Annotated in this window: 10 protein-coding genes and 1 riboswitch; of the genes, 5 read left to right on the top strand and 5 right to left on the bottom strand. The window is 70.8% G+C overall.

The window, feature by feature from the left end:
* Positions 1-417 precede the first annotated feature (417 nt).
* On the bottom strand, positions 418-1,953 hold the full coding sequence (locus PUR53_RS07520) for a PspC domain-containing protein (RefSeq protein WP_329907800.1): 1,536 nt from the start codon (positions 1,951-1,953) through the stop codon (positions 418-420).
* Positions 1,954-2,119: 166 nt separating this feature from the next.
* Between PUR53_RS07520 and PUR53_RS07525 the strand changes: the two genes are divergently transcribed.
* A complete protein-coding gene (locus PUR53_RS07525; RefSeq protein WP_329898622.1) occupies positions 2,120-3,409 on the top strand; it encodes an ATP-binding protein in 1,290 nt (429 codons plus the stop codon).
* Positions 3,406-4,308, top strand: a complete 903-nt coding sequence (locus PUR53_RS07530; RefSeq protein ID WP_329907801.1) for a response regulator transcription factor — start codon at positions 3,406-3,408, stop codon at positions 4,306-4,308. The genes PUR53_RS07525 and PUR53_RS07530 overlap by 4 nt, the downstream gene beginning before the upstream one ends.
* A 187-nt stretch (positions 4,309-4,495) precedes the next feature.
* On the opposite strand, the gene PUR53_RS07535 is transcribed toward PUR53_RS07530, so the two are convergent.
* Positions 4,496-5,575, bottom strand: coding sequence for a C40 family peptidase (locus tag PUR53_RS07535; RefSeq protein ID WP_329907802.1), 1,080 nt, complete (start codon positions 5,573-5,575; stop codon positions 4,496-4,498).
* Positions 5,576-6,047: 472 nt separating this feature from the next.
* Here PUR53_RS07535 and PUR53_RS07540 point away from each other — a divergent pair, with 472 nt between their 5' ends.
* On the top strand, positions 6,048-6,401 hold the full coding sequence (locus tag PUR53_RS07540; protein WP_329898625.1) for a hypothetical protein: 354 nt from the start codon (positions 6,048-6,050) through the stop codon (positions 6,399-6,401).
* 43 nt (positions 6,402-6,444) lie between these two features.
* Here the strand turns inward: PUR53_RS07540 and PUR53_RS07545 are convergent, their stop codons facing one another.
* Complete coding sequence (locus PUR53_RS07545) at positions 6,445-7,635, bottom strand: C40 family peptidase (protein ID WP_329907803.1); 1,191 nt, start codon at positions 7,633-7,635, stop codon at positions 6,445-6,447.
* A gap of 9 nt (positions 7,636-7,644) precedes the next feature.
* Positions 7,645-7,802, bottom strand: a riboswitch (cyclic di-AMP (ydaO/yuaA leader).
* 254 nt (positions 7,803-8,056) lie between these two features.
* Between PUR53_RS07545 and pcrA the strand changes: the two genes are divergently transcribed.
* Positions 8,057-10,567, top strand: a complete 2,511-nt coding sequence (pcrA, locus tag PUR53_RS07550; protein WP_329898627.1) for a DNA helicase PcrA — start codon at positions 8,057-8,059, stop codon at positions 10,565-10,567.
* Positions 10,568-10,672: 105 nt separating this feature from the next.
* Here pcrA and PUR53_RS07555 read toward each other — a convergent pair whose 3' ends face one another.
* On the bottom strand, positions 10,673-12,289 hold the full coding sequence (locus PUR53_RS07555; protein ID WP_329907804.1) for a M23 family metallopeptidase: 1,617 nt from the start codon (positions 12,287-12,289) through the stop codon (positions 10,673-10,675).
* Between the two features lie 436 nt (positions 12,290-12,725).
* Entirely contained in the window at positions 12,726-13,586 is an 861-nt protein-coding gene (locus PUR53_RS07560; protein ID WP_329898629.1) for a lipase family alpha/beta hydrolase, read from the bottom strand.
* A gap of 649 nt (positions 13,587-14,235) precedes the next feature.
* On the opposite strand from PUR53_RS07560, the gene PUR53_RS07565 reads away from it, so the two are divergent.
* Positions 14,236-14,652 (top strand): cobalamin B12-binding domain-containing protein, encoded by a 417-nt coding sequence (locus PUR53_RS07565; RefSeq protein WP_329898630.1) that lies wholly within the window; start codon positions 14,236-14,238, stop codon positions 14,650-14,652.
* Positions 14,653-14,702: the final 50 nt, after the last annotated feature.

A 14,702-nucleotide genomic window follows, 5' to 3' on the forward strand; every position in this document is an offset into this window, starting at 1 on the left:
CGCCCTCAGCCGCGCCGACTGGCTGCCCGCCCGCTCCCAGCCACGCACATCCGTTGCCGCCGGTCTCAGCCGTGTCCGTCCCTCCAGGGTGATCCGCCCGCTCCTGTCGCCCCCTTCGCTCCCGTCGGCCCCGCAGTCCCTCCCGGCTCCGTCGCTCCCGCCGGACCTTCCGGCCGCCCCGTCGCCCCCGCCGGTCCTCGCGTACCCGTCACCCCCGTGGGTCCCGTCCGCCCCCCGCCCCGACGCCCCCGTATCGCGTGGTCCAGGGTCGCCACCGCCCCCGCGATGCACAGCCCCCCGACCACGAGCGGTATCGCCACGAACCAGGGGGCCTCCCAGGCGTCTCCCGCGTCGCCGAGGTACACGACACCGGCCGCGGTGAGGAAGAGGCCCGCGACGAGCTTCGCCGGCCGGAACTCATGCCGCAGCACGGGTCACCTCCGCCTGTCCCAGACCGACTTCGAGGTCGATGGTGAGCGTCCCGCCGCCGCCCGAGCCCTTCTCGGGGACCAGCGTCAGCCGTTCGCTCTTGTCCGGTGCCACGTCCACGTCCTCCTTGTCGTCACCCGGCAACTGGATGTCACCCAGGCCCACTTCGACGTCGAGCCGCACGGTGACGTCCGGTGGAACCACCACCTTCACCTTGCCCGCGCCCACCTCCACGCTCGTCGTCAGCGACTCGCCCTTCGGTATGTCCACCCCGGACAGATCCAGCGTGCCCACGCCGGTTCCCAGCTCGTAGCGGGCCGCCACGCTCTCCGCGTTCCGTGGTGTCCACTCCGTACGGGCCCAGTCGGTGGTGATGTTCGACGGAAGCGCCGCCGTGCCCGCCAGGAGGCCCGCCGTGACCACGGCCAGGAAGATCGAGCCCGCTCCCGTACGGCCGAGGAAGGCGCTGAGGGCTATGCCCAGACCGAACACCGTCAGCGCACAGGCCAGGCCGGTCTGCAGGCTCGCCGCCAGGGTGCGGCCCTCCCAGGTCGCGCCGGTACCGATGCCGCCGGCGAGCAGCGCGAGCAGGAATATCCAGCCGCCGATCCAGCGCGGCCCCCGCGGCTTCGGCGGACGCGCGACGCGTATGTCCTGGCGGGTGGGGCGTATGCCCTGGGCGATGTTGACGGCCGCGGCTATGTCCCGGTCGCGGGTGCCCCATGGGCCCCACAGGTAGCCCGTGCCGCCGATGTGGGTTCCGTCCTTGACTATGGGGTCGCGCCACCACGAAGGGTAGGCGGAGGCCACGGGGGGTGCCTGGGCCTCCGGCGGGGCGTCGGCCACCGCCTGGGCGGCCAGTGGATCGGGGTCGGGGGCGCCGCGGTGCTGCGACCAGTACCCCGCGCCGGCCAGGAGCAGGGAGACGACCACCGAGAAGGTCAGGACGGTGGTGTTGCCCAGCATGGTGAGGAAGACACCGCAGCCGACCAGCGCGAAGAGCACGGCCGTGAGGGCCTGGCCGTCGACCCGGCCGGTCAGCAGCTTGCGTACCTCGTTCTCCTCCTCGTCGTCGTACGGGACGAACAACCAGGCGAAGCCGTAGAAGACGAGGCCGAGGCCCCCGGTGAGGGAGAGCACCGCCAGCACCACCCGGAAGATCACCGGATCCATGTCGCACTGCCGCCCGAGCCCGGCACAGACACCGCCCAGCATCTTGTACCGCCGGTCGCGGCGGAACCTGTGCGGGGCGGCGGAGGCAGCTGCCGGATCGTCGGGGCCGGCGGCACCCGACCGATCCTCCGCGGCTGCGCCCGTGCCCGTGTGCGCGCCCGCCTGCGGGCCCGCGCCCGCAGGCGTTCGGGCGCCCGTGTGGGGGCGTGCCCCCGCGCCTCCGTGCGCGCGCGGCTCCTCCGAGCCCGTGCCCGGTGGGGGCATGGCGTCCTGCGGCTCCGTGGTGGGCCGCAGGGCGTCCGGACCCGAACCGGGGCCCGGTTCCTCTGCCGCGTGCTGGTGATCCGTCATGCGTCCATCGTGACCGCCGAGCCGGTCCGATGGCAGTCGGGATGACCCTGGTCGAACCCTGATATCCGCCGGGGGATGTGTTCGATCAGGCTCGCGTCGAAGATCAGGGGCGTCTCGGGGGTCGACCCTGATGCCTCGCTCGGCCATGCGTGTGAACATCGATGGCATGCCGGAAGCCGCAGCACTGCCAGTCGACACTCCGCGGCCCCCGCGCAAGCTCTACCGCAGCAGCGACGGACGCTGGCTCGGAGGCGTGGCGCGAGGGCTCGCCGGACATCTCGGCCTGCCTGTGACCTGGGTGCGGCTCGTGTTCGCCGGTCTCTTCCTGGCCGACGGCCTCGGCGCCCTCGTCTACGCGGCGTTCTGGTTCTTCGTCCCGCTCGGCGTGGGAGGCGTCGACAACCAGCGGCCTCCGGCCATCGCCACCGAAACCTCCCCCGACGGCCGCCGCAAACTCGTGGCCCGCAAGCCCGACCGCGGCCAGATAGTCGCCCTGCTCCTCATGGTCGTCGTGGCCATGGTCTTCGTCGGCAACGTGAACCTCGGAGAAGGCGCCACGGCGTATCTCTGGCCGACCGTGCTCGTCGCCGCCGGCGTCGCCCTGGTCTGGCGCCAGGCGGACAACGCGCGCCGGGCCCGCTGGGCCGAGGTCGGCCGCCGTCGACGCACGATCACCCTGCTGCGCTCCGTAGCCGGTGTCCTGCTGGTCACCGCCGGTGTCTCGGGGATATTCGTCCTGCAGGGCTCAGCCGCTCACCTCGGCTCGGTCCTGCAGGCAGCGCTCGCGGTCCTCGTGGGCATAACCCTGCTGGCCGGACCGTACCTCGTCCGTATGACCCAGGACCTCTCCGAGGAGCGCCTCATGCGCATCCGCGCCCAGGAGCGCGCGGAGGTCGCGGCCCACGTCCACGACTCGGTGCTGCACACCCTGACACTGATACAGCGGAACGCGGACAACCCGAACGAGGTCCGCCGCCTCGCCCGCGCGCAGGAGCGCGACCTGCGGAACTGGCTGTACAAGCCCGAGGGCACGGGAAAGGACGAGGACGACGAGCCCGACACCCTCGCCGAGGCCGTACGACGGAACGCGGCGGAGGTCGAGGACCAGCACGGCGTCCCCATAGAGGTGGTGGTCGTCGGTGACTGCCCCCTCGACGAGGGACTGACCGCGCAGATGCAGGCCGCGCGCGAGGCGATGGTGAACGCCGCCAAGTACGGTGGCGAGGGCGGTGCCGTGCAGGTCTTCGCCGAGGTCGAGGGAAGGACGGTTTTCGTGTCCGTCCGCGACCGCGGCCCAGGTTTCGACCTCGACGCGATACCCGCCGACCGCATGGGCGTCAGAGAATCGATCATCGGCCGCATGGAGCGCAACGGAGGCACGGCACGGCTCCGCGCCGTACCGGGCGGCGGCACGGAGGTCGAGCTGGAGATGGAGAGGGCGGAGACGACGTCATGAGTGACACGAGCGGGGCGAACGACCTTGCCGCACAGGGCGGTTCGGGCACGACGTCGAGCGGGGGCCCGGGAGGTTCGGCCGCGCGGGGCACAGGTCCGGCCGAGGGTCTCCCCGGGGAGGCCGACCCGCAGGCCGCACCCGGCCAGGCACCCACGCCCGACGGCACCACTGCATCTGCCGCGCCTGCCGCGCCTGCCGCGCCTGCCGCACCTGCCCCACCCGGACCATCCGGGCCCGGGCGGCATGTCCGCGTGGTGCTGGTGGACGATCACCGGATGTTCCGTACGGGAGTCCAGGCCGAGATCGGGCAGACGGACCGCACGGGGGTGGAGGTGGTCGGGGAGGCCCCCGACGTCGATCAGGCGGTCTCGGTGATCACGAGTACGCGGCCCGAGGTGGTGCTCCTCGATGTGCACCTGCCCGGCGGCGGTGGTGTCGAAGTGCTGCGCCGGTGTTCGGCGTTGATGGCGGACGCCGAGCAGCCCGTCCGCTTCCTCGCGCTGTCCGTGTCGGACGCGGCGGAGGACGTGATCGGGGTGATCCGGGGCGGCGCGCGCGGCTATGTCACCAAGACGATCACCGGCTCGGATCTGGTCGACTCCATCTTCCGGGTGCAGGAGGGCGACGCGGTCTTCTCTCCCCGGCTGGCCGGCTTCGTCCTCGACGCCTTCGCCTCCACCGACGCCCCGCCCGTCGACGAGGACCTCGACCGTCTCACCCAGCGCGAGCGCGAGGTGCTGCGGCTCATCGCGCGCGGCTATGCGTACAAGGAGATCGCCAAGCAGCTCTACATCTCGGTGAAGACGGTGGAGTCCCATGTCTCCGCCGTCCTGCGGAAGTTGCAGCTCTCCAACCGCCACGAGTTGACGAGGTGGGCGACGGCACGCCGCCTGGTGTGAGGGGCGGAGGCTCCGGGGCCGCTCTGCCGGTCGTGCGGCTGCCGGTGACGTGGGCGAGCGCGGGTGGGCCAGGGGGAGCCGGGGCGGCCAGGGCCGTCGGGCACACCGGACGCGCCCGGCGTGCTTCCCGCACGGGTGGTGCAGCTCCCAGCCGCCGCGCTCGGGCCATCAGGCCTCGGGGCCCGGCTCAGGCCACCCGGGTTGCCCCCACGTAGGGCATCTCGTCCAGAGGTGCCACGCGTACCGGGGCCGAGGGGTTGGGGGCGTGGATCATCTGGCCGTTGCCGATGTAGATGCCCACGTGGCTGATGCCGGAGTAGAAGAAGACGAGGTCGCCCGGGCGGAGTTCGGAGCGGGCGACGCGGGGGCCGGCGTTGATCTGGGAGTAGGTGGTGCGGGGGAGGGAGACGCCGGCGGCGCGATAGGCGGCCAGGGTGAGGCCGGAGCAGTCGAAGGCGTTGGGGCCGGTGGCGCCCCAGACGTACGGGCTGCCGATCTTGGAGTAGGCGTAGGAGACCGCCGCGGCGGCGCGGGAGTTGGGGGCGTCGGCCGGGGCGGAGACGGGGGAGGCCGGGCCGGAGAGGCTGCGCTGGGCCCCGGTGGAGGAGCGCGAAGTGTGCCCTGTGCCGCCGCTACGGGTGTCGAGGCGGGTGCGGTCCTCGGTGGTGAGCCGGCCGAGCAGCTGACGGGCGTCGGTCAGTTTGGAGGTGACGGTTTTCTTGTGCCGCTTCAGCTCCGTCTGGCGGGTCTTGAGCGTGCCCAGTTCGACGCGGGCGGCGCCGCGCAGCCGTTCGATCTCCAGCAGTTGCTTCCGCACGCTCGCCACGTCCGCCGAGTGGCGGCTGCCGACGCGCTCGGCGAGGGCCGCGCCGTCCAGGTACTGGTCGGGATCGGCGGAGAGGGCGAGCTGCCAGGAGGGGGCGATTCCGCCGTCCCGGTACTGCGCCGCGGCCAGCGAACCGAGTTCGTCCCGGGCCGAGTTGAGCCGTTCGGTGCGGCGGGCGGCCTGATCGCGCAGCTCTTCCAGGTTCTCCTGCGCCTTGTCGGCCTTCTCCTTCGCACCGTTGTACTTCTCCGTGGCGACCTCGGCCTCTTGGTACAGCTTGGCCACCTTCGCCTTCACCTGCTCCGGTGTGAGCTGGGGATCGGCGTGCCCGGTGCCGTCGAAACCGGTCGCGGTCGCCGCGCCCGCGAGGGCGATCGTCGCGGCCGTGCGGGCCGTATGGCCGCCGATCGAGCGCTGTCTGGGCTTGCGGTGCGCTGCCACGTGGAGTCCACGTCCTCTCCGTACGACCGCCGTCCGCAGTACGAACATCGTCTGTCCGTACGGACCGCTTGGGGGGAGCGGTTACGCGTCCGGCGGCGGCCCGCACAGGGGGAGCGGGACGCCGCCGGACCTTTCTCGGCGGTGGTGGCCGACTGCCGCCCCTGGCCCGGGCGGCGGTGGGGAGCCGGTCACCTGAGGGAGGACGCTAAACCTGGCTGTGATGGCTCGGTAACGCGTTGTACGGAAGTGGCGCGCACCGATAACGAGGTGACCGTATGTGACCGAGATCCTGGTCTGGAGCCGACGACTTCACGCTGTGCGATGACCGATGCGGTGATTTCGGACCGGGTGGGGGAGGGGCGGTGCTATGGAGCGCATATATGCAAGATCATCGAGAAGTGCCGATCGCGGGTTCCCGCAGCGTCCGCCCCCGGTGCCCGACCGGCTGCGGACCCCTCATTAGGCTCCGCGCATGGACGTACTCATCCACATCCTCGTCGGCCTCCACATCATCGGCATCGCCTCCCTCCTGGGCGGATTCCTCACCCAGCTGAAGGCCATGGGCCAGGGCGCGGCCCGCTTCGTCCCCGCCATGCTGCACGGCGCGCTCACCATGCTCGTCACCGGCGTCCTCCTCGTCGGCCTCAACCAGGCCGACGACCAGCCCGTCAACAACATCAAGATCGGCATCAAGCTCGCCCTGCTGATCGTGATCCTCGGCCTGGTCTACGTGAAGCGCGACGAGGAGACGGTGGAGAAGCCGCTCTTCGCCCTGGTGGGCGCGCTGACCACCGCGAACGTCTTCATCGCGGTGCTCTGGACCTGAGGCGAGCCGCTGCGCCGAGCCCGTCGGACGGGCCCGGCGGGGGTCACGCCGGTCGTACCACGCTGTGGATCGAGGACTCGCCGTCGTAGAAGACCGACTCCTCGCGGACGTATGTGCCTGGCTTGGGGGCGTGGATCATCATGCCGTTGCCGATGTAGAGGCCGACGTGGCCGATGTTGTCGTAGAAGAAGACGAGGTCACCCGGCTTGGCGTCGGCGAGGGGGACGGTGGTGCCCGCCTCGACCTGGTCGTAGGTGGTGCGCGGGAGGTCGACGCCGGCGGCCTTCCAGGCGGCCTGGGTGAGGCCGGAGCAGTCGTAGGAGCCGGGGCCGGTGGCACCCCAGACGTACGGCTTGCCGATCTGCGCTCGGGCGAAGGCCAGGGCCTTGGTGGCCTTCGCCGCGTAGGTGGAGTCCTCGACCGGGGCGGTGGTCCCGGTGGTGCCCGGCGACGTCTCCGTGCCGCCGGCGGTCCCTCCCGGGGCCTCCTGGGTCTCCTGGGCGGTCGGGGTCTCCTGGCTCGCCTGCGCCGCCTGCTGCCGCGCGAGCTCCTCCGCCTTGCGGTCGGCCTCCTCCTGCTCGCGCTGTTCGATCGCGGCGAGCCGGGCCTTCTCCTGGGCGGTGAGGGTGGAGAGCAGTTCGCGGGCCTCGGCGAGCTTCGCCTGGACCTTGGCCTTGCTGGTCTTGAGGGCGTTCTGCGACTCGGTGAGCTTTTCGAGGCTGTCGCTCGCCGTCCGGCGCTGCTCCGCCGCGTCGGCCTGCTCGGTGACGTACGCGTCGACGGCTACCTTCTGACGGTCCGTCAACCGGTCCATCAGCTGGTTCTGGTCGAAGTAGTCCTGCGGGTTGTCCGCCAGGAGCAGCGAGGCCTGGTCGGGAGCGGCTGCGCCGGTGCGGTACTGGGCCGCCGCGAACGAACCCAGTTCCTCCCGCGCCTCGTTGAGCTTCTCCGTGCGCTGGGCGACGTCGTCGAGGAGGGTGTCGACCTTCTTCTTCTGCTTGGTCGTCCGCTCCTTGGCCGCGTTGTAGTTCTCGGTCGCCGACCCGGCCTGGCGGTAGAGGTCGTCGACCTTCTTCTCGACCTCCTCCAGGCTCGGCCTGTCGTCGGCGGAGGGCGCGGCGGTGGCCGTCTGGGAGAGCAGGGCCACGGAGGTCAGGGCGGCCGTGGCGAGAGCGGGGGTGCGTATGCCCGCGCGCGTCCGGCCGGTCGGACGCGGCTTGCGGTGCGGCGCCATGGTGCGGCGTCTCCTTCCGTTGTCCGCCTACCGAGTTAGCTGTCGGGTTCGGGCGCAAGCTTCGGAAGGTTTGCCCTACGACCCTTGCCGCGAGCGGCGGTCGGGTCGATTCACCCCAGAGGTCGGTGGGTCCCCGGTTCCGGCGCCGGGAGAGGCGTACCGGACTCGGCGGAGGCCGTGCGGCCCGGCGACGTTCGCCGGTTGTGTCGTACGACCTAAAGAAGAAGCTAGCCAACTCGTGTGGCCCGTGTGAAGGTTGATGTTCGATATGCCCGATACGTTTTCGTGACCTTAGCCTCTTCCGCGCGACAGGCGGTACGCTCGATCGCTCACCGTCGTGAGGTGGACGCGGTGGGTGGTGGGTGTGGACTTCCCGGGGCGGCCCCTCGCTGTCAGTGGGGGCGCCTAGACTCGGAGAGCGATGAGCAGCCTCTTTGACGACAGCTTCCTGGCGGACCTCCAGGCCCCCCGCGGCCACGCGGAGGAGCCCCCGCCGCCGCCCGAGGACGATCACGTGCCGGAGCCGCTTCCGGACGATCTGTTCGGCGGGAAGTTCGACGTGCCACCGGACCGGGACGAGTACTACAGAGGCGGCGCCCCCCGCCCGGCCATCGACGCGGCGGCCCTCCTGGACGGGCTGAACGAGAACCAGCGCGCGGCCGTGGTGCACGCCGGATCCCCCCTGCTCATCGTCGCCGGCGCGGGCTCCGGCAAGACCCGGGTGCTCACCCACCGCATCGCCCACCTGCTCGGCGAGCGGCAGGTCCACCCGGGGCAGATCCTCGCGATCACCTTCACCAACAAGGCCGCCGGTGAGATGAAGGAGCGCGTCGAGCAGCTCGTCGGCCCGCGCGCGAACGCGATGTGGGTCATGACCTTCCACAGCGCGTGCGTCCGGATCCTGCGCCGCGAGTCGAAGAAGCTCGGCTTCACGTCCTCGTTCTCGATCTACGACGCCGCCGACAGCAAGCGGCTGATGGCGCTCGTCTGCCGTGATCTGGACCTCGACCCGAAGCGCTTCCCGCCCAAGTCCTTCAGCGCCAAGATCTCGAACCTGAAGAACGAGCTGATCGACGAGGAGGACTTCGCCGCCCAGGCCGCCGACGGCTTCGAGAAGACCCTCGCGCAGGCCTACGCGCTCTACCAGTCCCGCCTCCGCGAGGCGAACGCGCTGGACTTCGACGACCTGATCATGACGACGGTCAATCTGCTGCGCGCTTTCCCGGACGTCGCCGAGCACTACCGCCGTCGCTTCCGCCATGTCCTCGTCGATGAGTACCAGGACACCAACCACGCCCAGTACGCCCTGGTCAGAGAGTTGGTCGGCACCTCCGAGCACCCGGTCGACGTCCCGCCCAACGAGTGGGACGTCCCCCCGGCCGAGCTCTGCGTCGTGGGTGACGCGGACCAGTCGATCTACGCCTTCCGCGGTGCGACCATCCGCAACATCCTCCAGTTCGAGGAGGACTACCCGGACGCGACCACGATCCTGCTGGAGCAGAACTACCGCTCCACGCAGACCATCCTGAGCGCGGCCAACGCGGTCATCGAGCGCAACGAGTCCCGCCGCCCGAAGAACCTGTGGACCAACGCCGGCGCGGGCGCCCAGATCACCGGCTATGTCGCCGACACCGAGCACGACGAGGCCCAGTTCGTCGCCGACGAGATAGACCGCCTGACGGACGCGGGCGACGCGAAGGCCGGCGACGTCGCCGTCTTCTACCGGACGAATGCCCAGTCCCGCGTCTTCGAAGAGGTGTTCATCCGCGTCGGCCTGCCCTACAAGGTCGTCGGCGGCGTCCGCTTCTACGAGCGCAAGGAGGTCAGGGACGTCCTCGCGTATCTGCGGGTCCTGGCCAACCCGGAGGACTCCGTCCCGCTGCGCCGTATCCTCAACGTGCCCAAGCGCGGCATCGGCGACCGTGCCGAGGCGATGATCGACGCCCTCTCCCAGCGCGAGAAGATCAGTTTCCCGCAGGCGCTGAAGAGGGTGGACGAGGCGTACGGCATGGCGGCCCGGTCGACCAACGCGGTCAAGCGGTTCAACACGCTGATGGAGGACCTGCGGACCGTCGTCGAGTCCGGCGCCGGACCGGCCACCGTTCTGGAAGCCGTCCTCGAACGCACGGGCTATCTGGCCGAGTTGCAGGCCTCTACCGACCCCCAGGACGAGACGCGTATCGAGAACCTCCAGGAACTCGCCGCGGTCGCCCTGGAGTTCGAGCAGGAGGCCGGGGCCGGAGAGGGCGAGGCCGAGGCGGCGGGTACGACCTCGGCCGGGCTCTCCGACTTCCTGGAGCGGGTGGCGCTGGTCGCCGACTCCGACCAGATCCCCGACGAGGAGGAGGACGGCTCGGGCGTCATCACGCTCATGACCCTCCACACCGCCAAGGGCCTGGAGTTCCCGGTGGTCTTCCTCACCGGCATGGAGGACGGCGTCTTCCCGCACATGCGCGCCCTCGGCCAGACCAAGGAGCTGGAGGAGGAGCGCCGCCTCGCGTACGTCGGCATCACCCGCGCACGCGAACGGCTCTACCTCACCCGGTCCACCCTCCGCAGCGCCTGGGGCCAGCCCTCGTACAACCCGCCGTCCCGGTTCCTGGAGGAGATCCCGGCCTCCCATCTGCAGTGGAAGCGCACGGGCGCCTCCGCGCCGGTGTCCTCGGGGCCGGCGGCCGGAATCGCGGCGTCGCTGTCGTCCTCCCGCTCCCGTTCCTCGGCCCGCGGCGCGTCCGGTTTCGCGACCCGCCGCGGCGACGAGAAGCCGGTGGTCTCCCTCGCCGTGGGCGACCGTGTCACCCACGACCAGTTCGGCCTCGGCACGGTCGTCGGCGTCGGGGGCTCCGGAGCGAACGCGGAGGCGACGATCGACTTCGGCGACACCAAGCCGAAGCGCCTGCTACTGCGATACGCGCCGGTGGAGAAGCTGTAGCGGCCGGCCCCGCGCCGCGCACACGACGCGGGCCCCTGCTCGGCAGGGGCCCGGTTCTCGTGTCTGTGTGCTGCGCCCGCCGGGGGCGCCCGCGAGAGGTGACTGTTACGTCGGGTCCAGTCCGTGGCTGCGTAGCCACGGGAGCGGGTCGATGGCGGAGCCGCCCACCGGGTGGACCTCGAAGTGCAGGTGCGGGCCGGTCGAGTTGCCCGAGTTGCCCGAGTAGGCGATGGTGTCGCCGGCCTTGACGGTCGTACCGGAGGCGACCTTGTACGTGGAGAGGTGGCAGTACCAGGTCTCGGTGCCGTCCTTGGCGGTCACGATGACCATGTTGCCGTAGGCGCTGTTCCACTGGGTGCGCACGGTGCCGTCGGTCGCGGCCATCACCGGGGTGCCGTACGAGACGGGGAAGTCGATGCCGGTGTGCAGGGACATCCAGTTGACACCGGACTGCCCGTAGTACGCGCTGAGCCCGTGCTTGGCGACCGGCAGCGCGAACTTCGGCCGCAGTCGCTCCTTGCGGGCTGCCTCGGCGGCGGCCTTCTTCTGCTCCAGCTCCTGCTGGGCCTTGAGGTCGATGCGCTCCTGCGTCCGGCTGGCCCGGTCGGCGAAGTCGTCGGCCTCGGCGGAGAGGCTCTCCAGCTGGGTGTCGAGCTGGTTGTTGGCGGTGGACGGTTTCACCGCGGTGGCGTCCGACTTGATCGACGCCGTCGTCTCCGTGTCGTCCGACGTGGCACCGACCGAGGCCGCCGCGATTCCGGCGACCCCCATGACACAGGCCGACGGAACGGCCACGGTCAGCAGGGCGGAACGTTTGGCCGGAGGCTTCCGGCGCGACCGCGATGCCGCGCGGGTGGCCGCCCGGCCGGGGCCCGCGCTGCGGGTTGTCGACGTGGTGACCTCCTCCTCGCCGTCGAGGAGCACCGCGCGGTCCGTGCCGTCGGTCTCGAACTCGCCGTCCGTCGACAGGTGTTCGTCCTGGTCGTACGGGGCGATGTGCTCGAAGGTGGCGGTCGCCTGCTGGTGGAAATCCGTGGCCTCTGCCGAGAGGTCCACCATGACGGTCTTCGGGTGGTCGTGCTCGTCGTACGCATCGGGGGCGCTGCCGGAGTGTTCGTACGACTCGGACGTGCTGCCGCCGTGCTCGTCGCCGACGGGTGTGCCGTCGCCGTTCCACTGGGTGGCGTCGAAGGCGCCCGTGTCGAAGTGCTGGGTGCCGATCCACTGCTGGGTCTGGTCGGCCTGCCCCAACTGGTCCGCGTCGTCGGACTGTTCGGGCCGCAGCCAACCGCTCGCGTCCCACTGGCCGCTCGCGTCGGGGCTCGTCGACTGCGTCGGAACCTGGGAGAGGTGCTCGTAACCGGACGACCAGGACGTGGTCTCGTAGCTGCCCGTGTCGTACGCGGCCTGGTGCTGCGCGGCGTACGGGTCGTAGTTCAGCGTCTGGTGGCTGCCCGTCGACCACTGAGTGGCGTCGTAGGAGCCGGTGCCGCTGTCGTGGCCCGGCATGTCGCCGAAGAGGGGGTCGACCGCGAAGGTGCCCGTGGCGTTCGCGGTGTTCGCGTGGGAGCCGGTTTCAAAACCGGTGGCGGGGTAATCGGCGTACGTGGTGAAGTCGCCGTAGCCGGCTTCCTGGTGGCCGTACGACGCGTAGTGCGCCGGGTCGGCTTCAGAAGCCGGAGCCGGGGGTGTTGCGGTCCCCGACGGGTGACGATCGTTCACCAACTTCTCTTTCGCCTCGACGACAGGGGCTGGCAGAGCAGTGCGGTGACTGTACCCGGCGGTATGCGGGCGCGACAATCTTCAACGGGTTTCACCCGCGCAGGAAACGGGCATTCGAGCGTCTTTCGGCGGTCTGTGGGTACGACTTTGGCCTGGCGTTCGAAGGTTGTTCGATAGTCGATCGCTGTGTGCGGCATGTGGGATGCCCGTGGCGACGGGGATGAGGCGTTTCGGCGGGTGGTCGCGGGGTCGGCGTGGGGCGCGTAGGTGCCGTCGGGAGGGGTGTCGCGAATCGGGCGCGTGGCGGGGGCGCGTGAGTGTGCGCCGCGTTTACCGCCTTACGTCCGGGTTTCGCCGCCCTGTGGCGAGCGTCACTGTCCCCGGGGTCGTGGGCCGTGGGCCGTGGGTCGTGAGTCGTGCGTCGTGGGTTGTGGGCTCAGGCCACCGTGAGGCCGCCGGGGCGGGCGGTGGTGCGGGTGCCCGTCCGCGAGGTGTCGAGGGCCTCCCGTATGCCGGTGGCGACGGCGGGGTGCACGGGCAGGGCGAGGTGGCCGATTCCGGTGACCCTGATGTTCTGCGCCATCAGGTCCGGATGATCGACACAGGCGCTCTCCAGCGGGGCCATCACATGGTCGAAATCGCTCCAGAACGCCACGAAGTGCGTACGGCAGCCAGGTGCCGGCTCCCGCAGTTCCTCCAGTACCTCCGAACCCGGCCGCATCTGCCGGACGATCGGGTGGGCGTCCGCCAGCGGCACGGCCCGGGTGCCGCCGTGCGGGGTGCCGAGCGTGACGAGTGTGCGGACGCGGTGGTCACCGCCGAGCCGCTGCACGTAGTACCGGGCTATCAGCCCACCGAGGCTGTGGCCGACGATGTCCACCCGCTCCTGGCCCGTGCGCTCGCAGATGTCCTCGATGTGCCGGCCGAGCAAGTCGGCAGCCGCACGGATGTCGCAGGTGAGGGGCGAGTAGTTGAGCGACTCGAGGTGTCGGCCGCCGTGCTGCGCGAGGGTGCGGCGCAGCAGGACGAAGACCGAGCGGTTGTCGATGAAGCCGTGCAGGAGGACGACCGGGGGCTTCTCCTCGGTGGGGAGCCGGGGCGCGTCGGACGGGGGGAGCGTGGGCGCGGCCCTCCGCTCCTGTGTCATCCCGGACGGATAGAGCAGCAGATGGCCCGCGAGGATCGCCAACTCCAGGGCGGTCGCCTTGAGAAGGGCCACGGACAGGCCTGTCAGCCGGGTCGGCAGAAAACGCTCACAGAGCGGAACAAGGGGCGCTACCGCCCTGGTGACCTTCATGCCCGACCTCCCGTCGGCAGACGGGCGGACGCCTCTGTCCCCCGTGTGCCCTAGTGAAAAGACCGGCGGTGCGGGTGGCGGACGGCGGGTGCGATGCGACGTGACGCGGTGCGTGTGGCATGCGTGACGTGCGGTGCGTGTGCGACGTGTGAGGCGTCGATCACGCGACGAGGGGTCCTGAACTCCTGACTCCCCGCGGCCCTGCCCTCTGCCGTCCGCAGGTGCCGATCCTGTCCCGCCGCCGTGGCCTCCCGCGGGCGGTGGGTCGGTGCGGCCCCTTCCGACGACTCTCCTTTGCGCATGCCTCCTCGTGGCGCGCACGCCACGGGGGCCCTGGGCGGGCGGCCCGGAAACTGTCCGGATGCCGCGATCACCTCCGTGATCACCTCGGTCCCCGCGACGCGTGAGCCGCGGAATCCGGGAGCAGTGCGCGGCGAACGTGTCCCACCGAGTGATTTCCCCCTCGCTCTCCAGTGCGAAACTGCCGGTTACGGGATCCTGAAGATAACGTTCGTTCACTTCCCCGGTGTGCGGAGTGGGTAGGTGTTCCATGGACCTGGGACCGTGATGTGCGCGGTTCGCCTGGTTCGCGCGGCAGTTTCGGCCGTGTTCCGTCATCGGTTGGGGTAGTCGTTTCATGGAGGCAGCGATGGGTGTGGCAGCCGGTCCGATCCGCGTGGTGGTGGCCAAGCCGGGACTCGACGGCCACGATCGCGGGGCCAAGGTGATCGCGCGGGCGCTGCGCGACGCCGGTATGGAGGTCATCTACACCGGGCTCCACCAGACGCCCGAGCAGATCGTCGGCACGGCGATCCAGGAGGACGCCGACGCGATCGGCCTCTCCATCCTCTCCGGCGCCCACAACACGCTCTTCGCGGCCGTCATCGAACTCCTCAAGGAGCGCGACGCCGAGGACATCCTCGTCTTCGGCGGCGGCATCATCCCCGAGGCGGACATCGCGCCGCTGAAGGACAAGGGGGTTGCCGAGATCTTCACTCCGGGGGCGACGACGGCGTCGATCGTGGAGTGGGTGCGGGCGAATGTGCGGCAGCCTGCGGGGGCTTGAGCGGTTGGTTGGGGGCGGGGTCGGGTGCGTGGTCGCGTGGTCGCGTGGTC

This window comes from Streptomyces sp. SP18BB07 (assembly GCF_036322545.1).
GTDB classification, from domain to species: Bacteria; Actinomycetota; Actinomycetes; order Streptomycetales; family Streptomycetaceae; genus Streptomyces; species Streptomyces deccanensis.